The sequence below is a fragment of the Hansschlegelia sp. genome (genome assembly GCF_035538955.1).
Lineage (GTDB): Bacteria > Pseudomonadota > Alphaproteobacteria > Rhizobiales > Methylopilaceae > Methylopila.
On record NZ_DATLJK010000005.1, the window covers coordinates 40,947 to 63,688 of the forward strand.

A 22,742-nucleotide genomic window follows, 5' to 3' on the forward strand; every position below is an offset into this window, starting at 1 on the left:
GTCACAGCGCCCGGTCGAGCAGGGCTGCGATCGCCGCCTCCTTGGTGTCGGCGACGGAGCGCGCGACCTCCCGGCCGCTCCGGAACACGATGATCGTGCTGCGGTCTGGCGCATTCAGCGCCCGCATCGCCTTCTTCTCGGTGTCGTAATCGATCTGGAAGGCGCGGAAGGCGGCGAAGCGGCCATCCTGGAGAAGCTTCGTCAGTATGGGCCGCTGAGCGCGGCATGTGGGGCACCAGTCGGCGTCGATGTGCGCGACCACGGGCGCGCCCGACGCAAGCGCTTCCTCGAAGTTGACGTTGGCGTAGCGCTGCATGCCCGCGGCGGCCGCGAGCGAGGGGAGGGCGAGCGCCGCGGCGGCGGCAAACAGGAACTGGCGACGGTTCGGCATGGAACGCTCCGAGGCGGCTGCGTCTCCTGCTTACGCCGTCGGCGCCCGCCTGGTTCGGCCCCGTTCGTCAGTCGGCGTCGGCGGCAGGCGGTTCCGTCTGCTGTTGCTCCGGCTCGCCAGCGGCGGGCGGCAGGCCGATGCGGTAGACGCCCTTGAAGCTCTCCGGATCGACCGGCTTGCCCTTGCGATAGATCGCGAGCCGGCCCCGCAGGGCCAGACGGGTAGCCGCGGCCTTGACGCCGCCGAGCCGTCCCTGCCAATCGGCTTCGCCGCGTTGCTCGGCGGCCGCCTTGGCGGCTTCGGCCGGGCTGATCGTCTTGCCGGCGCCGCGCTCGGTCGCAAGCCGCAGAACGAGATCTTCGACAGTCTCGCTCATTCGGCCGCCTCGGCGGCAGGCGATGCAACGCCGGAGAGCCAAGCCGCGAGGTCCGCGCGAGCCCTGTCGGTGAACATCCGCTTCTTCGCCTGCGCCTTGGCGGCGCCGCGCGGGCGTGAGCCGTCCGGCGCCCGCAGCGGGCCTTCGATCGGCGGGAACAGGCCGAAGTTCACGTTCATCGGCTGGTAGCTCTTCGGGCCCTCGCCCTCGACCGTGAGGTGGCCGCCTGTGACGTGTCCCAGCAGGGCGCCGAGAGCCGTGGTCGCCGGCGGCGAGGAGATCGCCCGTCCAAGGCGCTCCGCCGCCGCGAAACGGCCGGCCAGCAGGCCGATCGCGGCGCTTTCCACATAGCCCTCGCAGCCCGTCATCTGCCCGGCGAAGCGCAGGCGCGGCTCCGCCTTCAGCCGCAAGGAGCGGTCGAGCAGTTTTGGGCTGTTGAGATAGGTGTTGCGGTGAAGTCCGCCGAGGCGGACGAATTCCGCCCGCTCGAGCCCCGGGATGGTCCGGAACAGCCTGACCTGCTCCGCATGGCGCAGCTTGGTCTGGAAGCCGACCATGTTGAAAAGGGTGCCAAGGGCGTTGTCCTGGCGGAGCTGGACGACCGCATAAGGCTTCTCGTCGGGCCGGTGCGCGTTGGTGAGGCCCATCGGCTTCATCGGCCCGTGGCGAAGCGTCTCGGGGCCTCGCTCCGCCATGACCTCGATCGGCAGGCAGCCGTCGAAATAGGGCGTCGAGGCCTCCCACTGCTTGAACGAGACCTTTTCGCCCGCGACCAGGCCCGCCACGAAGCTCTCGTACTGCTCGCGGGTCATCGGGCAGTTGAGATAGTCGGCGCCCGTCCCGCCGGGTCCGACCTTGTCGTAGCGCGACTGCCTCCAGGCGACGTTCATGTCGATCGTCTCGGCGTGGACGATCGGGGCGATCGCATCGAAGAACGCGAGTTCGCCTTCGCCGGTGAGCTTCGCGATCGCCTGGGCGAGCGGATCGGAGGTGAGGGGGCCGGTCGCGACGATCACGCTGTCCCATTCGGCAGGCGGCAGGCCGGAGACTTCCTCGCGGCGGATCTCCACCAGCAGGTGCTCTTCCAGCGCCCTGGACACCGCGGCCGAAAAGCCGTTGCGGTCGACCGCGAGCGCGCCGCCGGCCGGAACCTGATTGGCGTCGGCCGATCGCATGATGAGCGAGCCAAGCCCGCGCATCTCCTGATGCAGCAGACCGACGGCGTTCTGCTCGGCGTCGTCGGAACGGAACGAGTTGGAGCAGACGAGTTCGGCGAACGCGTCTGTCTGGTGCGCCTCGGTGGAGCGCTCAGGCCGCATCTCGTGCAGCACGACGCGAACGCCCGCTTGGGCGAGCTGCCATGCGGCTTCGCTGCCGGCGAGGCCGCCGCCGATGACATGGACGGGCGATGTGGGGGCGTCGATCATGGCGCGACCGTAGTGGTCCGGCTCGGCGCCCGCAACGCTGGGCCCGCCGACAAAAAAGCCCCGGCGGGCCGGGGCTCTTCGATCATCGGAAGCGCAGGATCAGGAGGCGGCGAGCGCCGCACGCCGCGCGATCAGCGGGATCTGGCTACGCGCCACGTCGATGTCGGCGAGCGCGCGGTCATCGAGGCTGGCGAGCTGCGCGAAGGTCGCGCGATAGCGCTTCCAGGTCCGGAAGCGGTTGAGAAGGAAGGTCCAGAACAGCATGTCCGTCGTCCAGAGTTCGCGCGGCGCGAGCGGAGCGACCTCCGCTCGACCAGCCTCCGCGATGCGAGTCGATGACGGGGGAGATAAGCGTTTCTGCTGCACTGCAGAAGAAGTGGGCGCACAGTTCTGCACTGCGCGCCAGGCATGCGGCTGGTCATAAAACGTAGAGGAATGCGCCGATCGGCTCGCACGGAACGGCGCGAACGATGCGCCTCCGGAGCGTGTTGCTCAGAAAGGCGGCGCCGCTGCGCCTTATTCGGCGGCGTCCTTCATGGCCTGCCTGAGCGGCCGACGCTTCAGCACGTCGGCCAGAAAGCGCCCGGTGTGGCTGCTCTTTGTCTTGGCGATCTGCTCGGGCGTTCCGGCCGCAACGACCGTTCCGCCGCCGTCGCCTCCCTCCGGTCCCATGTCGATGATCCAGTCCGCGGTCTTGATGACCTCGAGATTGTGCTCGATCACCGCGACGGTGTTGCCCTGGTCCACAAGCTCGTGCAGCACCTCGAGCAGCTTCGCGACGTCGTGGAAGTGCAGGCCGGTCGTCGGTTCGTCGAGGATGTAGAGCGTGCGTCCGGTGGCGCGCCGCGACAGCTCCTTCGAAAGCTTCACGCGCTGCGCCTCGCCGCCCGAAAGCGTGGTGGCCTGCTGGCCGACCTTCACATAGCCGAGGCCGACGCGCGCCAGCGTCTCCATCTTCTCGCGGATGGACGGGACCGCCTTGAAGAACACCACGGCCTCGTCGACCGTCATGTCGAGCACGTCGGCGATCGACTTGTTCTTGTACGTCACCTCGAGCGTCTCGCGGTCGTAGCGCTTGCCCTTGCAGACGTCGCAGGTGACGTAGACGTCCGGCAGGAAGTGCATCTCGATCTTGATGACGCCGTCGCCCTGGCAGGCCTCGCAGCGCCCGCCTTTGACGTTGAAGGAGAAGCGTCCCGGCTTGTAGCCGCGCGCCTTCGCCTCCGGCAGGCCGGCAAACCAGTCGCGGATCGGCGTGAAGGCGCCCGTATAGGTCGCGGGGTTCGAGCGCGGCGTGCGGCCGATCGGCGACTGGTCGATGTCGATGACCTTGTCGAGCGCCTCAAAGCCCTCGATCCGCTCATGCGCGCCTGGGTTTTCGTTGGCGCCGTTCAGCTTTCTGGCCGCCGCCTTGAACACCGTGTCGATCAGCAGGGTGGACTTGCCGCCGCCCGAGACGCCGGTGACGCAGGTGAAGGTCCCGAGCGGGATCTCGGCGGTCACGTCCTTCAGGTTGTTGGCGCGGGCGCCGATCACCTTCAGGGTCTTCTTCTTGTCGAAGGGCTGACGGCGCGGCGGCGTCGGCACCATCCGCTCACCCGTCAGATACTGCCCGGTCAGGCTGTCGGGGTTCGCCATCACCTGCTCGGGCGTGCCCGAGGCGACGATCTCGCCGCCATGAACGCCCGCGCCCGGACCGACGTCGACGACGTAATCGGCGAGCCGGATCGCATCCTCGTCATGCTCGACAACGATGACCGTGTTGCCGAGGTCGCGCAGCCGCTCCAGCGTGCCGAGCAGCCGCTCATTGTCGCGCTGGTGCAGCCCAATCGACGGCTCGTCGAGCACGTAGAGCACGCCCGTGAGCCCCGAGCCGATCTGGCTCGCCAGCCGGATGCGCTGGCTTTCGCCGCCCGACAGCGAGCCCGAGCCGCGGGCGAGTGTCAGATAGTCCAGCCCGACATCGACCAGGAAGCGCAGCCGGTCGCGGATCTCCTTGAGGATCCGGTAGGCGATCTCGTTCTGCTTGTCCGTCAGGCGGCCCGGAAGCTCTTCGAACCAGGCGTGCGCGGCCTTCACGGAGAGCTGCGACGCCTGGCCGATGTGGCTGTCCGCCACCCGGACGGCGAGCGCCTCCGGCTTCAGCCGGTAACCCTCGCAGACCAGGCAGGGGACATCGGACATGTAGCGCCCGATCTCCTCGCGCGCCCAGTCGCTGTCGGTCTCCTTCCAGCGGCGCTCGAGGTTGCGGACGACGCCCTCGAAGGTCTTCACCGTCTCGTAGGAGCGCAAGCCGTCGTCATAGACGAAGCGCACCTTCTCGTCGCCGGAGCCGTAGAGGATGACGTTGCGCGCCTTCTCCGGCAGGTCCGCCCAGGGCTTGGTCAGCGAGAAGCCGTAGTGCTTGGCGAGCGCGTCGAGCGTCTGGATGTAATAGGGCGAGGTCGAGCGCGCCCAAGGGGCGATCGCGCCCTTTCGGAGCGAGAGGCCGCCCTCCGGGACCACGAGATTGGGATCGACGCTGAGCTCGGTGCCGAGGCCGTCGCAGGCCGGACAGGCGCCGAACGGGTTGTTGAACGAGAACAGCCGCGGCTCGATCTCGGCGATGGTGAAGCCCGAGACCGGGCAGGCGAACTTCTCCGAGAAGGTCAGCCGGCGCGGCTCGCCATGCTCGTCCGTCTGATCCGCGAACTCGGCGATCGCGATGCCGTCCGCGAGCCCCAGCGCCGTCTCCAGGCTGTCGGCGAGACGGCTCGCGATCTCGCCGCGGATCACCACGCGGTCCACCACGACGTCGATGTCGTGCTTCAGCTTCTTGTCGAGCGTCGGAGCGTCGGCGATCTCGTAGAACGTCCCGTCGATCTTGAGGCGCTGAAACCCCTTCTTCTGGAACTCGGCGATCTCCTTGCGGTACTCGCCCTTGCGGCCGCGCACCACGGGCGCGAGCAGATAGAGGCGGGAGCCCTCCGGCAGTTCGCGCAGCCGGTCGACCATCTGGCTGACCGTCTGGCTCTCGATCGGCAGCCCGGTCGCAGGCGAATACGGGATGCCGACGCGCGCCCACAGCAGGCGCATGTAGTCGTGAATCTCCGTCACCGTCCCGACGGTCGAGCGTGGATTTTTGGAGGTCGTCTTCTGCTCGATCGAGATGGCCGGCGACAGGCCGTCGATCTGGTCGACGTCCGGCTTCTGCATCATCTCGAGGAACTGGCGCGCATAGGCGGACAGGCTCTCGACATAGCGCCGCTGGCCCTCGGCGTAGATCGTGTCGAAGGCGAGCGACGACTTGCCGGAGCCCGAAAGGCCGGTGAACACCACGAGGCGGTCGCGCGGTATGTCGAGGTCGACGTTCTTGAGGTTGTGCTCGCGCGCGCCGCGGATCGAGATCAGCCGCGCGTCACGCGCCTCCCGCCTGCCTGCGGAGGCGTCGAACGCCGCCTCGAGCGCGGCCGCGCGGTTCTTTCCGCGTGCGGAGGCCGGCGTTGCGTCAGCCTTCTTGGCGCGCGCAGCCGGCTTGGCGGAGCGCGTCGTCGTCTTCGTCATGTCGCATCGTCCCGTGGCGGGGGGAGGACCCGCCGGTCGTCCGTTAGGTCGTGTCGCACAGCGCCGGATCAAGGGAGCGCTTGCGAGGCCCGGACCCGAATGCTAGAGAACATAAAAAGAACGATTGCGCTAGCGGCCAGCATTTTCCCAAATGGCGCGCTTGTGGACAAGGCGGCGCATGCGCGCGACCGCCACCTCCGAACGGCGTAATGTGTCCTCTTAGCTTCAGGAGATCGCCATGGCGGGCAGCGTTAACAAGGTCATACTGGTCGGCAATCTCGGCCGTGACCCCGAGGTGCGTCGCCTGAATTCCGGCGAGCCGGTGGTCAACCTGAGGATCGCCACCTCCGAGAGCTGGCGCGACAAGCAGAGCGGAGAGCGCCGCGAGCGCACCGAGTGGCATCAGGTCGTGATCTTCAATGAGCAGCTGGCGAAGGTCGCCGAGCAGTACCTGCGCAAGGGCTCCAAGGTCTATATCGAAGGCCAGCTCCAGACCCGCAAATACACCGACGCCCAAGGCGCCGAGAAGTATTCGACCGAGATCGTGCTGCAGCGCTATCGGGGCGAACTGGCGATGCTCGACGGCCGCGGCGGCGGGGAGAGCGGCGGCGACGCCTATGAGGGCGGCGGGGAGAGCTTCGGCCGGTCGAGCCCGACCGAGCGCAGGGCGCCGGCTCCGGCGGCGGGCGGCGGCGGGCGCGGGGGCTACAACGACGCGATGGACGACGACATTCCGTTCTGAGCGACTGCTTCGCCGGCCCCTGGGCGCGGCCTCCTGCCGGCGCTAACGGTGCGGCAGGAGGCTCAGCGCCTCCGCGGCTTCGACGAGGGTTTCGGCCGCGATATCCGGCGCAGCCATGGTGGCGGCAGGGTAGCGCTGACCGCGCGCGATGAAGACGCCGGTCAGGCCGGCGGCCTTTGCGCCGTTCACGTCCCACGCGTGCGCCGCGACCATACAGGCGTCCTCAGGCGCAACATCGCAAGCCTGGAGGAGCGTCCGGTAGACCTCGGGTCGCGGCTTGGAGGCCTGGGCGTCGTCGACTGAGCCGACACGTTCGAAGAAGCCCTCGAGCCCGCCGTCGCGCAGCAGTTTGCGGGTCGTGGCCGCCGCGCCATTGCTGAGCGCGACGAGCCGGAAGCCTGCGCTGGCGAGCATTTTGAGCGCCGGCTGCGCCTCCTCGTGCGGGCGGAGCTCCGCCATGCCGCCGACGATCGTCGCCGACTGCTCCTCCGTCGCGCCTGGCGCGATCTGCCCCAGAACGCCGCGAAGGACTTCGGCGAAGGGCCGGAAGCCGCCGGCGGCGGCGATCGCGAAGGCGTCGCGCAGGCCGGACGCAAACCAGAGTTCCAGCGTCTCCGGCGGCAGCCCAACGGCCTCAAAGCGCGGGCGCAGGGTTTCGAGCGACATCACCGTCTCGATGATGTCGAACACGATCAGCTTTGGCCGCGCCTGCATTCGTGACCCCAATAAAGCTCTGTCGCGACCCAGGTAGGGCGCCAGACGCTACGCACTATGGAGCGCGTCGTCAGCATGACCTCGCGCGGCTGATCCGCGCGCCGTGAGGTGCTGAAGCATAATATTGATATAACTACGCTTTTTCTCGCGGCGGGCGATCGTCGGAAATTGGCCTTTCAGGGTGGAATCGTCTAGGGTCGCGCGCGCAAAGCGATAACGAAAGCCCCCTGATCTTGGCTGATCCCAAAGACCCGACGTCGGGCGAGCCGTCCGATGTCCGCCTCGTCTCGATCGCGGACGAGATGCGCCGCTCCTATCTCGACTATGCGATGTCCGTCATCGTGGCCCGGGCGCTGCCCGACGTGCGCGACGGCCTGAAGCCGGTGCATCGCCGCATCCTGTTCTCGATGAACGAGAACGGCTATTTCCCTGATCGGCCTTACAGAAAGTCGGCCCGCGTCGTCGGCGACGTGATCGGTAAGTATCACCCGCACGGCGACCAGTCGATCTACGACGCGCTGGTGCGCATGGCGCAGCCCTTCTCGATGCGGCTGATGCTGGCGGACGGGCAGGGCAATTTCGGTTCGGTCGACGGCGATCCGCCGGCGGCGATGCGGTACACCGAAATCCGGCTCGCCAAGCCCGCCATGGCGCTGCTGGCGGACATCGACGAGGACACGGTCGACTTCCAGGACAATTACGACGGCTCCGAGCGGGAGCCGACGGTCCTGCCGGCGCAGTTCCCGAACCTGCTGGTCAACGGCGCGGGCGGCATAGCGGTCGGCATGGCGACCAACATCCCGCCCCACAATCTCGGCGAAGTCGTCGATGCCTGCGTGGCGCTGATCGCCGAGCCTGAGATGGAGCTCGAGGCGCTGCTCGAGATTGTCCCGGGACCCGATTTTCCGACCGCCGGCCGCATTCTGGGCCGCGGCGGGATCCGCTCGGCTTACTCCACCGGCCGCGGCTCGATCATCATGCGCGCCAAGGTCGACGTCGAGGAAATTCGGAAGGACCGCGAGGCGCTGATCGTCACCGAGCTGCCTTACCAGGTGAACAAGGCCCGGCTGATCGAGCACATCGCGGACCTCGTGCGCGACAAGCGTGTCGAAGGCATCTCCGATTTGCGCGACGAGAGCGACCGCCAGGGCATGCGGATCGTAATCGAGCTCAAGCGCGAAGCCGTCGCCGACGTGGTGCTCAACCAGCTTTACCGGTTCTCGTCGCTGCAGACGACCTTCGGCGCCAACATGGTGGCTCTGAACGGCGGCCGGCCGGAGCTGATGAACCTCAAGGACGCCCTGACGGCGTTCATCGCGTTCCGCGAGGACGTCATCAGCCGGCGCACCAAGTTCCGGCTCAACAAGGCGCGTGACCGCGCCCATGTGTTGGTCGGCCTGGCGATCGCCGTCGCCAACATCGACGAAGTCATCCACCTGATCCGCACCGCGCCCGATCCCGCCACGGCGCGGGAGCGACTGATGGACCGCGACTGGCCAGCGGCGGACGTCGCGCCGCTGATCGCGCTGATCGACGACCCCCGCCACATGCTCTCGGAGGACGGGACCTACCGCCTCTCCTTCGAACAGGCGCGGGCGATCCTCGACCTCAGGCTGCAGCGCCTGACCGCGCTCGGCCGCGACGAGATCGGCGGCGAGCTCGACAAGCTGGCGGCCGAGATCGCCGACTACCTCGACATCCTGCGCTCGCGCGAGCGCGTGCAGGGGATCGTGCGAGAGGAGCTTCTCTCGGCCAAGGCCCAGTTCGGGACGCCGCGGCGCACCGAGATCCTCGAATCTGAAGCCGACTTCGAGGACGAGGACCTGATCCAGCGCGAGGACATGGTCGTCACCTTCACGCATGGCGGCTACATCAAGCGCGTGCCGCTGGCGACCTACCGCTCCCAGAACCGCGGCGGCAAAGGCCGCTCCGGCATGGCGACGCGCGACGAGGATTTCGTGAGCCGCCTGTTCGTGGCCAACACGCACACGCCGGTGTTGTTCTTCTCGTCGCGCGGGCAGGTCTACAAGGAGAAGGTCTGGCGCCTGCCGCTCTCGGCCCCGCAGGCGCGCGGCAAGGCGCTGGTCAACATGCTGCCGCTCGAGCAGGGCGAGCGCATCACCACCATCATGCCTCTCGTCGAGAACGAGTCCGAGTGGGCGCGATACGACGTGATGTTCGCGACCTCGGGCGGCACCGTCCGACGCAACAAGCTGTCCGACTTCGTCAACGTCAATCGCGCTGGCAAGATCGCGATGAAGCTCGACGAGGGCGAGGCGATCGTCGACGTGCAGATCTGCTCTGAGGATGACGACGTCCTGCTGACGACGCATCTCGGCCAGTGCATCCGCTTCCGCGTCACCGACGTCCGCGTCTTCAAGGGGCGCGACAGTGTCGGCGTGCGCGGCGTGACGCTGGCGGATGGCGACCGGGTCATCGGGCTCTCGATCCTGCGTCACTTCGAGGCGACGCCCGCCGAGCGCGTGGCCTACCTCAAGCTCGCCAACGCAGTGCGCCGCGGCCAGGGCGAGAGCGTCGCGGAGGAGGGCGCGGCCGACGCGGACAGCGACATCGAAGCCGGCTCCGAGATCGAGCTCGGCCAGGACCGCTACACCGCGATGAGCGAGGCCGAGCAGCTGATCCTGACGATCTCCGAGAACGGCTATGGTAAGCGCTCGTCCTCCTTCGAGTACCGCGTCACCGGGCGCGGCGGGAAAGGCATCGTGGCGATGGTCACGAACGAGCGGAACGGGCCGCTGGTGGCGTCGTTCCCGGTCGAGCACGCCGATCAGATCATGCTGGTGACCAATGGCGGCCAGACGATCCGCGTGCCTGTGGACGGCATTAGGCTGGCCGGGCGCAGCACCCAGGGCGTGATCGTCTTCGCCACCGGTGATGGCGAGCGGGTGGTCTCGGTCGAGCACATCGGCGAGGAACAAGAGGCCGAGTAGCCGCGGAGGCGCTGGGCGCGCAATTAACGCTAATTCGCGCGACTTCTTGTCGACGCCCGACCGCCGTGGAAAGACTTATGCGTCGGCCCGGTGGGGGAATGGCTACCCGGGGGGCGGGAACGTCCTCTTATCCTGGTTCAACTCCAGGCTGGGCCTCCAAGATAGAAGCGGCGTCGCTCGAGAGGGCGACGCCGCTTTCTTTTGGGAGCCGGGGATCATCGATCAAGAAGTCGCCCGGCCGCTCCCCATGCGGCCGGGCGTCCTCGTGCGTGTCCGGAACGGAGAGGGGCGGGTATCCGGTCCGTCGCCGTTTCGCGGCGGGGGTCAGCGCTCGAGGGGGCCCAGGTCGAGGGAGGTGCCGGACGGAGGGCGACAGGCCTCGCCGCCCACGCTCGCCGTGGCGAGAACCGCCAGCGCCGCGGCGGCGCACAGGAGCGCGAAGGCGGTCACTGCCGCCTTCCATCCTGTGACGCGTGCGCCCGGCTCAGCCGTCATCGCCGACTCCCTTGAAATCATGACCTCAGGCTAGCCGCCGGCACTGAACGGAGGCTGGCCCCGCCGTTCATCAATCGTTCACCCGAAGCGCGCTTGCAGCCGGCGCCGGCCGCGGGGTAAGCACGGCGACCAATCGCCCGGACGCCAGCATGCCCCGCACTGCCTTCTATCCGGGCTCTTTCGACCCGGTCACCAACGGCCATCTCGACGTGCTGGCGCGGGCGTGCCGGCTCGCCGACCGGCTTGTGGTCGGGGTCGGCGCCCATGCGGGCAAGACGCCTTCGTTCTCCGCCCAGGAGCGTGCGGAGCTCCTCCGTAGCTGTGGCGCCCCCCTCGCGGAGGCGGCCGGCGTGGCGCTCGAGGTGATCACCTTCGAAGGGCTGGTGGTGGAGGCGGCGGCGCGCAGCGGCGCGTCTCTTCTCGTGCGCGGGCTGCGCGATGGCGCGGACTTCTACTACGAGATGCAGATGGCCGGCATGAACGGAGAGCTTGCGCCGGGCCTCCAGACGGTGTTCCTGCCCGCGGCGCCTGCTGTGCGGGCGATCAGCGCCACCCTGGTCCGGCAGATCGCCGCCATGGGCGGCGACGTGACGGCTTTCGTGCCGGCGATCGTCGCAGAGCGGCTGGCCGCGCGGTTCCCGCGGTGAGCCGAGCCGCCACAGCGTTCCTCCAGAGAGGTTTTACGATGCGAATCCTGCTCGCCTTCCTGGTCGCCCTGGGCTTTGCGACCACCGCCGTCGCCGCCGGACCCGCGCCCTCGATCGTGCTGGAGACCACCAAGGGAACGGTCACGATCCGCCTGCGGCCCGATCTCGCGCCGAACCACGTCGCGCGCATCGAGCAGCTTGTCCGCGAGAAGTTTTACGACGGCGTGCCGTTCCACCGTGTCATCGCCGGGTTCATGGCGCAGACCGGCGATCCGACCGGCACTGGCGAGGGCGGCTCCAAATATCCCGATCTGAAGGCGGAGTTCTCCAAGGAGAGCTTCAAGCGCGGCACGGTCGGAATGGCGCGAACCTCCGAGCCGGACACCGCCAACAGCCAGTTCTTTATCTGTCTGGCGCCGGCCACCTGGCTCGACGGCCAGTACACGATCATCGGCGAGGTCACGAGCGGCATGGACGTCGTGGACAAGCTGAAGAAGGGCGCCGCAGGCAGCGGGACGGTCCAGAATCCCGACAAGGTGAAGTCGATCAGGCTCGCCGACGGTCCGGCGTGAGCCTGGACCATACCGCTAAGGAGACGATCATGAGCGATCTCGAAAACACCCTTCTGATCGAGACCTCGCAGGGTCCGGTGAAGATTGAGCTGAGGCCCGACCTGGCGCCTGTGCACGTCGCCCGCATCAAGGAGCTCGCGCGCGAGGGCTTCTATGACGGCGTCGTGTTCCACCGCGTCATCGACGGCTTTATGGCCCAGACCGGTGATCCCGAGGGCACCGGCCGCGGCGGTTCGGGCAAGAAGCTGAAGGCTGAGTTCTCGAAGGAGAAGCATGTCCGCGGCACCGTCTCCGCCGCGCGCGCGATGGACCCGGATTCCGCCGACAGCCAGTTCTTCATCTGCTTCGGGGAAGCCCCCTGGCTCGACGGCCAGTATTCGGTGTGGGGCAAGGTCGTCGAGGGCATGGAGAACATCGACAAGATCAAGCGCGGCGAGCCCGTGCGCGATCCCGATCGCATCGTGTCCATGAAGGTCGCGGCCGACGCCGCCTGACGCGAGGCCACGAGGCGATGGTGGGCCCGCTGTTCTTCGCCCTGCTCGCCGTCGCGCTCGGTTGCGCGATGGCGCTGCAGGGCGTGGTCAATGCGGGCCTGGCGCGCTCCCTTGGATCGAGCGTGTTCGCCGCGACGGTGTCGTTCTGGGTCGGCGCCGTCGCGCTGGCGGGCGTCAGCCTCGCCGCCGGGGGATTTGGCCCGGCGCTCGCCTCCGCACGCGTGCTCGGACCGGGCTGGTGGATTGCCGGCGGTCTGCTCGGCGCCTTTATCGTGGCCTCGACCGCCTTCGTCGTGCCGCGCCTCGGCGTCGGCCCGGCGATGGCCTTTGCGATCGCCGCTCAGCTGATCACCGCTGTCGCGCTCGACCATTTCGGCTTGCTCGGCGCCGAGCAGCACTCCCTCAATGCGGCGCGCGCCGCAGGCGTCGTCCTGCTGGCGGCGGGCGCGCTGCTGATCCAGTTCTTCTAGGCGTCCGCCGGGACGAGAGAGCCGTGGACGTCTCGCTGTTCGATTTCGAGCTCCCCGAGGAGCTGATCGCGCTCCGGCCGGTCGCGCCGCGCGACGCCGCACGGCTTCTGGTCGTGCGGCCCGGAGGCTCGCCCGAGCTCGATGATCGTCGCGTCTCGGATCTGGCCGACCTGCTCGATCCGGGCGACGCGCTGGTGGTGAACGCGACGCGCGTGATCCCGGCGCGGCTGCGCGCGCTGCGACGGCGCGGCGAGTCCGTTGCGCGCGTGGAGCTGCTGCTGCACCGCCGGCTGGACGCCGCGCGCTGGCTGGCCTTCGCGCGGCCCGCGAAAAAGCTCGGCGTCGGCGACCGGATCGCGATCGGCGACGAACGGGCCGGCGAGGCTTGCCTGCTGGGCCGCATGGAGGCGACCGTCGAGGCCCGCGGAGAGGCCGGCGAGGTGACCCTCGCCTTCGACCTTGCAGGGCCCGACCTCGACCTCGCCATAGCGGCCGCCGGCGAGCTGCCGCTGCCGCCCTACATCGCCGGCCGCCGCGCGACCGACGATCGCGACGCGGCCGACTATCAGACGGTTTTCGCGCGCGAGCCCGGCGCGGTCGCGGCCCCGACGGCCGGCCTGCACTTCACCCCAGAGCTGCTGGAGGCGATCGAGCGCCGCGGCGTCGCGCGTCACGAGACGGTGCTGCATGTCGGCGCCGGCACCTTCCTGCCGGTGAAAGTCGAGGATACGGACGATCATCGGATGCACGCCGAGACCGGCTTCCTGGACGAAGCGACCGCCGAGGCGCTGAACGCGGTTCGCAGCGCCGGCGGCAGAATCGTCGCCGTCGGCACGACGGCGGCGCGGCTGCTCGAGAGCGCGGTCGGCGAGGATGGTCGGCTCGCCGCCTTCTCGGGGGAGACCGACATCTTCATCACGCCCGGCTTCCGCTTCCGCGCGGTGGATGCCCTGCTGACCAACTTTCACCTGCCGCGCTCAACCCTGATGATGCTGATCTCCGCCTTCGCCGGGCTCGACCCGGTGCGGCGCGCCTATGCGCACGCGATCGCGGAGCGATACCGTTTCTATTCCTATGGCGACGCCTGCCTGTTCCTGCCGGAGCGCAGGGCGTGAGCCGTATTCCGTTCCGCGTCGAAGCGACCGAAGGCGCCGCTCGGACCGGCGAGCTGGTCTTCCCGCGCGGGACGATCCGAACGCCGGCCTTCATGCCGGTCGGCACCGCTGCGACCGTGAAGGCGCTATACGTCGATCAGGTGCGCGCGACCGGCGCCGACGTCGTGCTCGGCAATGTCTACCACCTCATGCTGCGGCCAGGGGCGGAGCGCGTCGCGGCGCTCGGCGGGCTGCACGCCTTCATGCGCTGGCCGCACCCGATCCTGACTGACTCCGGCGGCTTCCAGGTCATGTCGCTCGCCGCGCTCCGCAAGCTCGACAAAGACGGCGTCACCTTCCGCTCGCATCTCGACGGCTCGACCCACCGGCTGACCCCTGAGCGCTCGATCGAGATCCAGCGCCTGCTCGACTCCGACATCGCGATGCAGTTCGACGAATGCGTCCGGCTGCCGGCGCCGCGCGCCGAGATCGAGCGCGCGATGCTGCTCTCGCTTGACTGGGCCGAGCGCTCCAAGGCGGCGTTCGGAGCCCCTGAAGGGCGCGCGCTGTTCGGAATCGTGCAGGGCGGCGACGACGCCGGGCTGCGGAGGTTTTCCGCCCGGCGGCTCGTGGAGATCGGCTTCGACGGCTACGCGGTCGGCGGGCTCGCGGTCGGCGAGCCTCAGGCCACCATGCTTTCGGTTCTCGAGGATGTGGTTCCGGAGCTGCCGGCCGGACGGCCCCGCTATCTGATGGGGGTCGGTTCGCCGGACGACCTCCTCAAATGCGTCGCGCGCGGGATCGACATGTTCGACTGCGTGATGCCGACGCGGGCGGGCCGCCACGGCCAGGCCTTCACGCGCTTCGGCAAGATCAATCTGAAGAACGCCCGGCACGCGGACGATCCGCGGCCTCTCGACGAGGAAAGCGACTGCCCGGCGCTGCGGGACTATTCGCGAGCCTACCTGCACCATCTCGTCCGTTCCGGCGAGATCCTCGGGATGATGCTGCTGAGCTGGGCGAACGTCGCCTATTACCAGCAGCTGATGGCCGGCGCCCGCCGGGCGATCGCAGCCGGCGGCTTTGCCGACTACGCCGAGGCCGCGCGCGCCGGCTGGGCGAAAGGCGACAGAAGCTGACTGTCGTCTTGAGACAGTCTTTACCCTCATGCGCGACCCGACTTTCCCTTCCGGGCCGCCGCCTAAGTTTCACATACGCAGTTGAACCGATTGCGGCGGGGGATCGCCTCGGCATACTTCCGCGGCTGGCCTCCTGGCGGAGGAGGGAACGAGACGTCGATGGCGGAGACGAAGAAGGAAGCGACAGGCGCCGGGGCTGAGGCTCTGAAGCGGGTGCTTGGCGAACTGCGTTCCGCGGTTGGGCTTCTCGCGGTGTTCAGCATCGCGATTAATATGCTTCTGCTCGTCCCGTCTCTCTACATGATGCAGGTCTACGACCGCGTGCTGAGAAGCGGGGTGGTCGAGACCCTGATCTACGTCACGCTGATCGCGGCCGGCGCCATTGCGGTCTACGCCGCGCTCGAAGCGCTTCGCCTGCGCGCGCTGGCCCGGATCGGCGAATGGATCGAGGACACGCTGTTCGAGCCCGTCTTCGCCGCCGCTTTGACGGCGGAGCGCGGGCTCGCCAAGCCCTCGGGGGCGCAGGAAGGCACGCCGTTCAACGACCTCAGAACGGTGCGCACCTTCCTTTCAGGGCCGACGCTGCCATCGCTCTGCGATATCCCGTGGATGCCGATCTTTCTCCTCGGCTGCACGCTCATTCATCCCTATCTCGGGCTGCTCGGGCTGGTCTTTTCGGTGTTGATCGTGGCGCTCGCGGTGCTGAACGACCGCGCCACGAAGCCGGCCGCGGAGCGGGTGGCAAAAGGGCAGCAGGAGGCGCAGCGCGTGCTCGCCGAGGCGGCCCGAAACGTCGACACTGTTTCCGCGATGGGGCTCGGCCGGCCGCTCGCCGCCCGCGCGAGCGAGGTGAACGCCGCCTCCACGGCGATGCTCGGCTCCGCCGCGGACCGCGGGACCGTCATGATCGGGGCGGGCAAATTCCTGCGGGTCGTGGCCCAGATCGCCACGCTGGCGCTCGGCGCGTTCCTTTCTCTCGAAGGCCACATCACGCCGGGCGGCATGATCGCGAGTTCGATCCTGCTGTCGCGCGCGCTGGCTCCGCTCGACCAGTCCATCGCGGCGTGGCGCGGCCTGCAGCACTGCCGCATGGCGTGGCGTCGCATCTCGGCGCTGCTCAACGCCTCTGACGCCGCCATCGACGACCCGATCGCGCTGCCGGCGCCCGAAGGCCGGCTCACGATCGAGGGCGTGACGATGGTCGCGGGCGGCGGCAAGGCCATCCTCGCCGGCGTCTCGCTCGCCATCAAGCCGGGGGAGAGCGTCGCCTTCATCGGCCCGTCCGGCTCGGGCAAGAGCACGCTGTGCCGGGCGATCGTCGGCAGCCGCGCCCCCACCCGCGGCGTCGTGAGGCTCGACGGCGGCGACATCCTGCTGTGGCGTGACGACCAGCGCCGCCGCTATGTCGGATATCTGGCGCAGGGCACCGAACTGTTTTCGGGGCGGGTGCGAGACGTCATCGCCCGGTTCGACGAGCCGGACGATGAGGCGGTGGTGGCCGCGGCGAAGCTCGCGGGCTGCCATGAGCTCATCCTGTCGCTGCCGCAGGGCTACGACACCTATCTGGCGAATGGCGGCGCCATGCTGTCCGGCGGCCAGCGCCAGCGCGTCGCGCTCGCCCGGGCGGTCTATGGCGAGACGCGTCTCGTCGTGCTCGACGAGCCGAACGCCAGCCTCGACGGCGAAGGCGAGCGGGCGCTCGTGTCCTGCATCGCGACGCTGAAGCAGCGCGGCGTCACGGTGGTTCTGGTGACCCACAAGCCGGCTCTCGCCCATCTGGCCGATCGGGTCGCGGTCATGCAGAACGGCCAGCTCGTCAAAGCCGGGCCGCCGACCGAAATTCTCCGCGAGCTGGTGGCGCCCGTTCCCTCGTCCGACGTGCGCGCGATCCCCGGAGCCGCCCGATGAGCGCGCCGGCGAGCGCCGCCCTTCCGTCGCCTGCGCGGTCCCCGCGGCTCGCAGTTCGGCTGCGTGGCGTCGCTATCGCGGGCGGGGTGGTGATCTTCGGCTTTATGGGCGGCTTTGCGGTCTGGGCCGGGACGGCGCCGCTCGCCGCCGGCGCGGTGGTCCGCGGCGTCGTCGGTCCGGAAGCCAGCCGCAAATCCGTGTCGCACCTCGAGGGCGGCATCATCAGCGAGATCCTGGTAAAGGAGGGCGACCTCGTCCGGCGCGGCCAGCCTCTGGTGACGCTGCAGCGCGCCCAGGCGCAGGCGGCGGTCGGTCAGGTGCGCGGCGCGCTTGCGCGGAGGGAAGCGGAGGCGGCGCGCCTCTCCGCCCAGCTGGCAGGCGCGGCCGAGATTGATTTCTCCGCCGCGCTCGCCGCAGCGGGCGATGATCCGGCCTTCAAGGCGTTCATGAGCGGCCAGCAGCGGCTGTTCGAAACCTCCGTCAAAGGCCTGGAGGAGAAGGAGGATCTGCTTCAGACGCAGATTTCCCGGCTGCGCGCCGAGGTGGAGGGCGCGCGGGCACGCATCAGCGGCTCGCAGGACCAACGCGCGCTGGTCGACGTGCAGATTGCGGATACCCAGGGACTTCTCGATAAGGGGCTCGCGCGCAAGCCCCAGATGCTCGACCTGCAGCGCCGCCGCTCCGAGCTCGACACCGAGGTCGCGACCCTCAAGGCGGAGATCAAGCGCTCCGAGATCGAGGCAGTCGAGAAGCAGATCACGCTCCAGAACGCGAGCACCAGCTATCTGAACGACGTGTCTGCGGAGCTCGCCAAGGCGCGGGCGGAGATCGCCAGCATGCGCGCCAAGCTTGCGGCGAGCGACGACGTGCTCACCCGCACCCAGGTGCTCGCTCCCGACACCGGCTATGTGCTGAACCTCCAGGTCAAGACGGTCGGCGGCGTGGTTCGGCCCGGCCAGGAGATCCTGCAGATCGTCCCCACCGAGGGCGACCTCGTGATCGAAGGCCGGGTGTCGCCGCAGGAGATTCGCAGCATCGAGGCCGGGCAGCCGGCGCGGGTCTCGTTCACCACCTTCCCCATGCGCGACATGCCGATGATTCCCGGTCGCGTGATCAAGGTGGCGGCCGACATCATCACCGACCCGCAGACACGCGAGAGCTATTACACGGCCCAGGTCGCGGTCGATCGCGCGGCCTTCGGCGCCTACGCCAATCCCGCGGACATGAAGCCGGGCACGCCGGTCGAGGCCTATGTGGAGGCCCGCAAGCGCGTCGCGATGGAATACTTCATCGAGCCCGTGGTGCATTCGTTCCGGAAAAGCTTCCGCGAGCAGTGACGCCGCCGCCTGCCACGGCCGCCTAACGGACGCGTCGGGAGGAACCAGGTCCCACGCTGACTGTTGTCAGGGGAGACCTGCCGCCATGCGCGGCCCTTCCAAGGAGCGCACCGTCATGACGACCAATTCCGACGCCGATCGCGTCTGGCGCCTTGTGGACGAAATCCGCGTCTGCATGCTGACGTCGAAGCAGGGCAGCGCGCTGCGCGCCCGACCGATGCACGCCATCGCCGACCGCGACGCCGGAGAGATCGTCTTCCTGACCGACGGGCGGGCGCACAAGGACGACGAGATCGCCGCCGACCCGGAGGTGTGCCTCGCCTTCGCGAAGCCCGGCTCCAACGACTACGTCTCGATCTCGGCGACCGCAGAGGTGAGCGACGACCGCTCGGCCATCAAGGCGCATTGGTCGGAGATGGCCAAGACCTGGTTCCCGGATGGTCCGGACGATCCCAACATCCGTCTCTTGAGGGTCATTCCGCACTCGGCCGAGTTCTGGGAAGGCCTCTCGAATCCCCTCGTGGTGGCGTTTGAAATCGCCAGGGCGCGCATGAAGCGCGAGCGCCCCGACCTCGGCGAAGCCGGCAAGGTGGCTCTGGGCTGAGAAACCTCGCCCATCTCTCCCGCGGACGCCAGTCGGCCGTGGAGCGGATCCAGTCCGCCGGCCGGCGCAAGCTCACAAGATTAGAAGGAGGCCCTAAGATGCAGACGGGACCGAACATTCCGAACCCGCCGATGCCGGGCGAGCCGATCAGTCCGCCAATGCCGCAGGAGACCCCGATCCAGGATCCGGACATCGTCCCGAATCCGGAGCCTGCGATCGATCCGTCGATCGACGAACCGGGCGAGCCCCCGGCGGAGCCGATCATCAATCCGCCCCTGTGACACAGGGCGAATGGTGAGCGCGCTGGGACTCGAACCCAGGACCGGCGAATTCCCGCGAATTCTGGGAAGAGTCTCGCGCGCTCACAGCCTCCTGTCCTGCAGGTCGATCCATGCCTGCAGCTTCGTGGTCGCGTCGCGCGCCATGCCTTCTTCGAGCGAAGAGCTTACGGACCGCGCCGCCCCATGAGCGTCGCCGGCGCCGGTTCAGCGACCTGAAGGGCCGCTGGATGGTCTCGCTCAACGACTATGCGGAGGTGCGGCGGATTCGACGGCTTCCCGATCGGTGCTCGACGGGCCTGCAGCCGGGACGATCGCCGGCGAGTTGATCATCACGGGCGGGCGCTGATGCCGACGATGCCGGGACATTCCGAGCGGCCGAGGGGCGGCCGCTTCTTTTGATCCAGAGTCTCGCCCGCGAGCGGGCTTGTTCAGATGACCTTGCCTTTGTCGAAGTGTAAGGTCATGCGGCGCCGGACGACCTGCGCCTGAGACGCGATTGGGGACGGCCCCTCACGAAAGGTGAGGGATGCCGCACCCAGGTAACCAGCGCGATCCTTTCGCGACCTGCAGGATACTTCGCGACGTCGTCCGCGAAGGCCCGATCGTCTGCCATCTCGGGGAGTACCCGGTTCACTCCATCGTCCGCGACGAGTGGGGCCGCCGGTACGCCTACGTCGGCGTGGTCGGGGCTTGCCAGTATGGCCCCTCCGCGTGCCAAGAGCTTGATCGTGGCGAGTTCCTGCTGCCGCCCGGCGTCATCTATCGAATGGAGGCCGGCGCGGCGCTTGTCGGTCTAGGCCGACATGAGGGCCAACCTGTCACCAGATCAAGTCGTCGCTGATGCATTCCGCAGCGCAGATCACATCTGGCCAAAGGTAGCTGTCATTCAATTGACACGCAGCCCTGAACAGCTCGTGCTAGTCCCTGATTAAAAAGACTTTGCCAGAGATGAATTCGCGTTCTGCGATCTAGGATCCCCTCACGAAGCAGCTCGCTAGGCAATTTTGCGGCGATTTCAGCGCATGGTTTAACGACACCGTTTATGCACTGATCTCTGTCTGCCTGAGGCGGCTTTTTTTGAGGGTAGCTGTCTCTTAATGCAAGAGTTGTACTCGGATGCAGTCAATTGACTTGGCTTGGTAGGTGCGCCAGAGAGCGAAACGGCAATCGCCGCTACGGAGAAGCACGCCATCGGATGATTTGATTTCATGCGCGGCGAGACTAACGGATGCCTGGATGGTTACAAGAGGACCGCTAATCAGGCAGTCGCATCTCGGATCGCCGGGTTCATCGTCGCCCTCTGCCTTCAGGCGGAGCCCGGCTCCTGCCGCATCGTGCATCGCCAGCAGCCCGCTCCGATCTCCGGCTGCGCCATCATCGAAGAGCCCGAAGAGCTCACCCCGCCGCCGGGCTACTACCTCGCCCGGAGGACCTGCAGGTGGCGGAGGTAGGTCAGTCAAAGACAGACGCCTCCTTTGCGGCCTTCGTGCCGCGCTCGATCCTAGCCGTAAGGACGAACAAGAACTGACCCAAGGCCTCCGCAAACTCTACTGACTGCTTTGCCTCTTCGGGGCTGACATGAGGCTTATCCTCGTCGGAATGCCGTGGTCGGTTTGAGCCGAGACGGACTTCATGAGCCCAGTCGGCCATACCTTTGGTTAGAAGATTGTCCTCAAGCGCTTTGTCGATCCTGGAATAAAGGCTGCCCTTGACGAGGCCATGTGCTTTGAGCATGGCGTCGACCGCCGAGCCCGCCATGACGGCCGCGGCATCAGGCGCATGGATCGTGTCGAAGGCTTGTTGCAGAAACTTGCGCGCCGGGTCCGGTATATCTTCATGCGCTGTTTTCGCCGACGGGAAGCATTTCGCGACGAGCGCGCCTCCGACGGAAATCGGGTTTCTCTCCGATGCTGTCGAGACCAGTGAGCCGCACGAAGAGCAAAGATATGCCGCCCAGAAAAGACCAGCACCTCCGTCCGTTCGAGAAGTTTGCTGCTGACTCGACCAAGCCTTATATAGGCGAGGGCTGGCTATAGAGCAGTGAGGACACCGCCTCAGCCCGTTCAATGTCGCTGCCGCTACTAGCATTTCCCCATCTCTCTCCGGGCACACGACGGTGTGCTAATTTTAATCTGAACTAGGTCGCGCCCCAGCCAAGCTGAGCAATCGGATATCCATAGTTGTTCGGAAGCGCCCGAACCGGGGCTACGGTCTTTTTCCTACCTTTCCCGCCCTCTCTTCTTTTGTTGAAACGCTCTCGCCGCCTCCTCGAGGTTTGCAGCCCACTGCCTGACCGAAAGGTCCTCGACGTCTGGCAGCTTGCCCGCGATTCGGCGCGCCGCGGCTTCGGCCTGGCGCGCGAGGAGTGGGGTGCAGTGAAGCGGCCGGCCGTCCATGCCCGTGAAGTCGAGGCCGAGTTCCTTCAGGACCGCGCACATGTCGGCGTCGCTCTTCCCCGTCGTGGCGAACTTGGCCTCGTGTTTGTCGTAGCGACCGTTCGTCTCGATGATCAGACCGTCGCCGGCGTCATCGTCAAAGTAGCAATCGGGGAACCGGAACTGAGTGTCCGCCAAAGTATTGCCGAACAGCTCCTTTGACGCGGTGTCCGCGTGCTCTTCCGCCCAGGAGCCTTGCGCGCGCCCGAGCAGAACTGCGTCCTCAAGCTTTCGAACCGCCGGAAGGTCGATCATGCGGATCATCGGCCGGGGCTTCGGCTTGTAGGTGGCGGAAAGCTTACCCCACTCCTCGTATCGCTTCTTCACGGTCGCCTCCAAATATCGACTCAGCTTCAACTCGATGAAGTCTGAGCCTGCGTTGGCGATGTATCTCGTCGAAAGATCTCCATCCCCGGTTTACACAGGTCATCGCCCGCCGTGACGCGCCGCGACAGGCCGGGGCTTGACGGCGGATCCCCGCCTATGCGGGCAACACAGACGAGGTTCTCCCGTGGGAGTGCCGGAGCTCCTCGTGGCGCTCTATCTTCAGGCTGAGCCTAGAGCCTGCCTCATCCTCAGGCGCGCACAACCGGCCCAGACGGGCTGCGCGATCGTGGGAGAGACGGAGGATCTTTCCCCTCGGCCAGGCGGGGATCTCGCCCGGTGTACCTGCAGATGGCGGGGGTAGCGGAGCCCTACACCGAGGATCTCGGTCGGACAGGAGAGGCCGACGGGGACGTGTAGGCTGGCTTAAGCCTCTTCGTCAGGTTTTGCGGCTCCGCCACTCTCGGGCGACGGAAGCTCAAAGCCGTACTTCTTCGCCTCTGGTGTGTCGGTTGGGATGGCCCGCAACGTAACCCGTGCTTGGAAGCAGTTCACCATCACCTCGCAGTCGTATCCCTCAGGGTCTGTTCCTGCGAAAGAGATCAGGTTGCTGCCTCGGTACGTCATTGAGTGCGCGACAAGGGGGGCGGCGTCGCTTGCCACCACAACTCCCATTACGTGGCCTTCCTTAAGCAAGCTCTGGAAGCTCCTCATGCGCTTAAGCAGGAGGTTGAAGATGTCCTGCCCAAGGTTAGGAACGCGGATCTCGGGGATGCGCATGGGCAGAGTTCGCCTCCG

At 67.6% G+C, this 22,742-nt stretch carries 23 protein-coding genes; 13 read left to right on the plus strand and 10 right to left on the minus strand.

The annotated features are described in order from the left end of the window. Nucleotide 1 precedes the first annotated feature (1 nt). From VM780_RS02810 to uvrA, 5 genes are all read right to left on the minus strand, one after another. Nucleotides 2–391, minus strand: a complete 390-nt coding sequence (locus VM780_RS02810) for a thioredoxin family protein (RefSeq protein ID WP_325444910.1) — start codon at nucleotides 389–391, stop codon at nucleotides 2–4. A gap of 67 nt (nucleotides 392–458) precedes the next feature. Beyond that, on the minus strand, nucleotides 459–767 hold the full coding sequence (locus VM780_RS02815) for a DUF3253 domain-containing protein (protein ID WP_325444912.1): 309 nt from the start codon (nucleotides 765–767) through the stop codon (nucleotides 459–461). After that, nucleotides 764–2,194, minus strand: a complete 1,431-nt coding sequence (trmFO, locus tag VM780_RS02820) for a methylenetetrahydrofolate--tRNA-(uracil(54)-C(5))-methyltransferase (FADH(2)-oxidizing) TrmFO (protein ID WP_325444914.1) — start codon at nucleotides 2,192–2,194, stop codon at nucleotides 764–766. Before trmFO ends, VM780_RS02815 begins: the two co-directional genes overlap by 4 nt. 99 nt (nucleotides 2,195–2,293) lie before the next feature. Further along, on the minus strand, nucleotides 2,294–2,458 hold the full coding sequence (locus VM780_RS02825) for a DUF1127 domain-containing protein (RefSeq protein ID WP_325444916.1): 165 nt from the start codon (nucleotides 2,456–2,458) through the stop codon (nucleotides 2,294–2,296). Between the two features lie 252 nt (nucleotides 2,459–2,710). Then, a complete protein-coding gene (gene uvrA, locus VM780_RS02830; protein WP_325444918.1) occupies nucleotides 2,711–5,737 on the minus strand; it encodes an excinuclease ABC subunit UvrA in 3,027 nt (1,008 codons plus the stop codon). A gap of 238 nt (nucleotides 5,738–5,975) precedes the next feature. On the opposite strand from uvrA, the gene ssb reads away from it, so the two are divergent. After that, the gene (gene ssb, locus VM780_RS02835; protein WP_325444920.1) at nucleotides 5,976–6,479 is read left to right on the plus strand and encodes a single-stranded DNA-binding protein; all 504 of its coding nucleotides are present in this window, start codon (nucleotides 5,976–5,978) and stop codon (nucleotides 6,477–6,479) included. A 42-nt stretch (nucleotides 6,480–6,521) separates the two neighbouring features. On the opposite strand, the gene VM780_RS02840 is transcribed toward ssb, so the two are convergent. Then, on the minus strand, nucleotides 6,522–7,193 hold the full coding sequence (locus tag VM780_RS02840) for a haloacid dehalogenase type II (protein WP_325444922.1): 672 nt from the start codon (nucleotides 7,191–7,193) through the stop codon (nucleotides 6,522–6,524). A gap of 233 nt (nucleotides 7,194–7,426) precedes the next feature. Between VM780_RS02840 and gyrA the strand changes: the two genes are divergently transcribed. Continuing rightward, nucleotides 7,427–10,144: a DNA gyrase subunit A gene (gene gyrA, locus VM780_RS02845; protein WP_325444924.1), complete on the plus strand. Its 2,718-nt coding sequence runs from the start codon at nucleotides 7,427–7,429 to the stop codon at nucleotides 10,142–10,144. 324 nt (nucleotides 10,145–10,468) lie between these two features. Here the strand turns inward: gyrA and VM780_RS02850 are convergent, their stop codons facing one another. After that, a complete protein-coding gene (locus VM780_RS02850; protein WP_325444926.1) occupies nucleotides 10,469–10,639 on the minus strand; it encodes a hypothetical protein in 171 nt (56 codons plus the stop codon). Between the two features lie 149 nt (nucleotides 10,640–10,788). Here VM780_RS02850 and coaD point away from each other — a divergent pair, with 149 nt between their 5' ends. From coaD to VM780_RS02905, 11 genes are all read left to right on the plus strand, one after another. Next, nucleotides 10,789–11,286 (plus strand): pantetheine-phosphate adenylyltransferase, encoded by a 498-nt coding sequence (coaD, locus tag VM780_RS02855; protein WP_325444928.1) that lies wholly within the window; start codon nucleotides 10,789–10,791, stop codon nucleotides 11,284–11,286. Nucleotides 11,287–11,324: 38 nt separating this feature from the next. After that, a complete protein-coding gene (locus VM780_RS02860) occupies nucleotides 11,325–11,858 on the plus strand; it encodes a peptidylprolyl isomerase (protein WP_325444930.1) in 534 nt (177 codons plus the stop codon). Between the two features lie 29 nt (nucleotides 11,859–11,887). Then, the gene (locus VM780_RS02865) at nucleotides 11,888–12,352 is read left to right on the plus strand and encodes a peptidylprolyl isomerase (RefSeq protein WP_325444932.1); all 465 of its coding nucleotides are present in this window, start codon (nucleotides 11,888–11,890) and stop codon (nucleotides 12,350–12,352) included. Between the two features lie 17 nt (nucleotides 12,353–12,369). Then, nucleotides 12,370–12,822 (plus strand): DMT family transporter, encoded by a 453-nt coding sequence (locus VM780_RS02870; RefSeq protein WP_325444934.1) that lies wholly within the window; start codon nucleotides 12,370–12,372, stop codon nucleotides 12,820–12,822. Between the two features lie 23 nt (nucleotides 12,823–12,845). Continuing rightward, nucleotides 12,846–13,937 carry a tRNA preQ1(34) S-adenosylmethionine ribosyltransferase-isomerase QueA gene (queA, locus tag VM780_RS02875; RefSeq protein WP_325444936.1) on the plus strand — a complete coding sequence of 364 codons (1,092 nt, stop codon included), beginning with the start codon at nucleotides 12,846–12,848 and terminating at the stop codon, nucleotides 13,935–13,937. Then, a complete protein-coding gene (gene tgt, locus VM780_RS02880; protein WP_325444938.1) occupies nucleotides 13,934–15,055 on the plus strand; it encodes a tRNA guanosine(34) transglycosylase Tgt in 1,122 nt (373 codons plus the stop codon). The genes queA and tgt overlap by 4 nt, the downstream gene beginning before the upstream one ends. A gap of 159 nt (nucleotides 15,056–15,214) precedes the next feature. After that, nucleotides 15,215–16,963, plus strand: coding sequence for a type I secretion system permease/ATPase (locus tag VM780_RS02885; protein ID WP_325444940.1), 1,749 nt, complete (start codon nucleotides 15,215–15,217; stop codon nucleotides 16,961–16,963). Beyond that, complete coding sequence (locus VM780_RS02890; protein ID WP_325444942.1) at nucleotides 16,960–18,300, plus strand: HlyD family type I secretion periplasmic adaptor subunit; 1,341 nt, start codon at nucleotides 16,960–16,962, stop codon at nucleotides 18,298–18,300. Before VM780_RS02885 ends, VM780_RS02890 begins: the two co-directional genes overlap by 4 nt. Nucleotides 18,301–18,385: 85 nt before the next feature. Further along, nucleotides 18,386–18,904: a pyridoxamine 5'-phosphate oxidase family protein gene (locus tag VM780_RS02895; RefSeq protein ID WP_325444944.1), complete on the plus strand. Its 519-nt coding sequence runs from the start codon at nucleotides 18,386–18,388 to the stop codon at nucleotides 18,902–18,904. A 98-nt stretch (nucleotides 18,905–19,002) separates the two neighbouring features. After that, nucleotides 19,003–19,185, plus strand: a complete 183-nt coding sequence (locus VM780_RS02900) for a hypothetical protein (RefSeq protein WP_325444945.1) — start codon at nucleotides 19,003–19,005, stop codon at nucleotides 19,183–19,185. A gap of 526 nt (nucleotides 19,186–19,711) precedes the next feature. Next, on the plus strand, nucleotides 19,712–20,026 hold the full coding sequence (locus VM780_RS02905; protein WP_325444947.1) for a hypothetical protein: 315 nt from the start codon (nucleotides 19,712–19,714) through the stop codon (nucleotides 20,024–20,026). A 611-nt stretch (nucleotides 20,027–20,637) separates the two neighbouring features. On the opposite strand, the gene VM780_RS02910 is transcribed toward VM780_RS02905, so the two are convergent. From VM780_RS02910 to VM780_RS02920, 3 genes are all read right to left on the minus strand, one after another. Next, nucleotides 20,638–21,273, minus strand: a complete 636-nt coding sequence (locus tag VM780_RS02910; RefSeq protein ID WP_325444949.1) for a DUF4145 domain-containing protein — start codon at nucleotides 21,271–21,273, stop codon at nucleotides 20,638–20,640. 131 nt (nucleotides 21,274–21,404) lie between these two features. Next, nucleotides 21,405–21,947 carry a hypothetical protein gene (locus VM780_RS02915; RefSeq protein ID WP_325444951.1) on the minus strand — a complete coding sequence of 181 codons (543 nt, stop codon included), beginning with the start codon at nucleotides 21,945–21,947 and terminating at the stop codon, nucleotides 21,405–21,407. Between the two features lie 423 nt (nucleotides 21,948–22,370). Then, entirely contained in the window at nucleotides 22,371–22,724 is a 354-nt protein-coding gene (locus VM780_RS02920; protein WP_325444953.1) for a hypothetical protein, read from the minus strand. Nucleotides 22,725–22,742 lie beyond the last annotated feature (18 nt).

Bases quoted from the DNA above. Each gene is read 5' to 3' on its own strand.
- VM780_RS02810 (WP_325444910.1), bottom strand. From the start codon at position 391: ATGCCGAACCGTCGCCAGTTCCTGTTTGCCGCCGCCGCGGCGCTCGCC.
- VM780_RS02815 (WP_325444912.1), bottom strand. From the start codon at position 767: ATGAGCGAGACTGTCGAAGATCTCGTTCTGCGGCTTGCGACCGAGCGC.
- trmFO (WP_325444914.1), bottom strand. From the start codon at position 2,194: ATGATCGACGCCCCCACATCGCCCGTCCATGTCATCGGCGGCGGCCTC.
- VM780_RS02825 (WP_325444916.1), bottom strand. From the start codon at position 2,458: ATGCTGTTCTGGACCTTCCTTCTCAACCGCTTCCGGACCTGGAAGCGC.
- uvrA (WP_325444918.1), bottom strand. From the start codon at position 5,737: ATGACGAAGACGACGACGCGCTCCGCCAAGCCGGCTGCGCGCGCCAAG.
- ssb (WP_325444920.1), top strand. From the start codon at position 5,976: ATGGCGGGCAGCGTTAACAAGGTCATACTGGTCGGCAATCTCGGCCGT.
- VM780_RS02840 (WP_325444922.1), bottom strand. From the start codon at position 7,193: ATGCAGGCGCGGCCAAAGCTGATCGTGTTCGACATCATCGAGACGGTG.
- VM780_RS02850 (WP_325444926.1), bottom strand. From the start codon at position 10,639: ATGACGGCTGAGCCGGGCGCACGCGTCACAGGATGGAAGGCGGCAGTG.
- coaD (WP_325444928.1), top strand. From the start codon at position 10,789: ATGCCCCGCACTGCCTTCTATCCGGGCTCTTTCGACCCGGTCACCAAC.
- VM780_RS02860 (WP_325444930.1), top strand. From the start codon at position 11,325: ATGCGAATCCTGCTCGCCTTCCTGGTCGCCCTGGGCTTTGCGACCACC.
- VM780_RS02865 (WP_325444932.1), top strand. From the start codon at position 11,888: ATGAGCGATCTCGAAAACACCCTTCTGATCGAGACCTCGCAGGGTCCG.
- VM780_RS02870 (WP_325444934.1), top strand. From the start codon at position 12,370: ATGGTGGGCCCGCTGTTCTTCGCCCTGCTCGCCGTCGCGCTCGGTTGC.
- VM780_RS02885 (WP_325444940.1), top strand. From the start codon at position 15,215: ATGGCGGAGACGAAGAAGGAAGCGACAGGCGCCGGGGCTGAGGCTCTG.
- VM780_RS02890 (WP_325444942.1), top strand. From the start codon at position 16,960: ATGAGCGCGCCGGCGAGCGCCGCCCTTCCGTCGCCTGCGCGGTCCCCG.
- VM780_RS02895 (WP_325444944.1), top strand. From the start codon at position 18,386: ATGCGCGGCCCTTCCAAGGAGCGCACCGTCATGACGACCAATTCCGAC.
- VM780_RS02900 (WP_325444945.1), top strand. From the start codon at position 19,003: ATGCAGACGGGACCGAACATTCCGAACCCGCCGATGCCGGGCGAGCCG.
- VM780_RS02905 (WP_325444947.1), top strand. From the start codon at position 19,712: ATGCCGCACCCAGGTAACCAGCGCGATCCTTTCGCGACCTGCAGGATA.
- VM780_RS02910 (WP_325444949.1), bottom strand. From the start codon at position 21,273: ATGCTAGTAGCGGCAGCGACATTGAACGGGCTGAGGCGGTGTCCTCAC.
- VM780_RS02920 (WP_325444953.1), bottom strand. From the start codon at position 22,724: ATGCGCATCCCCGAGATCCGCGTTCCTAACCTTGGGCAGGACATCTTC.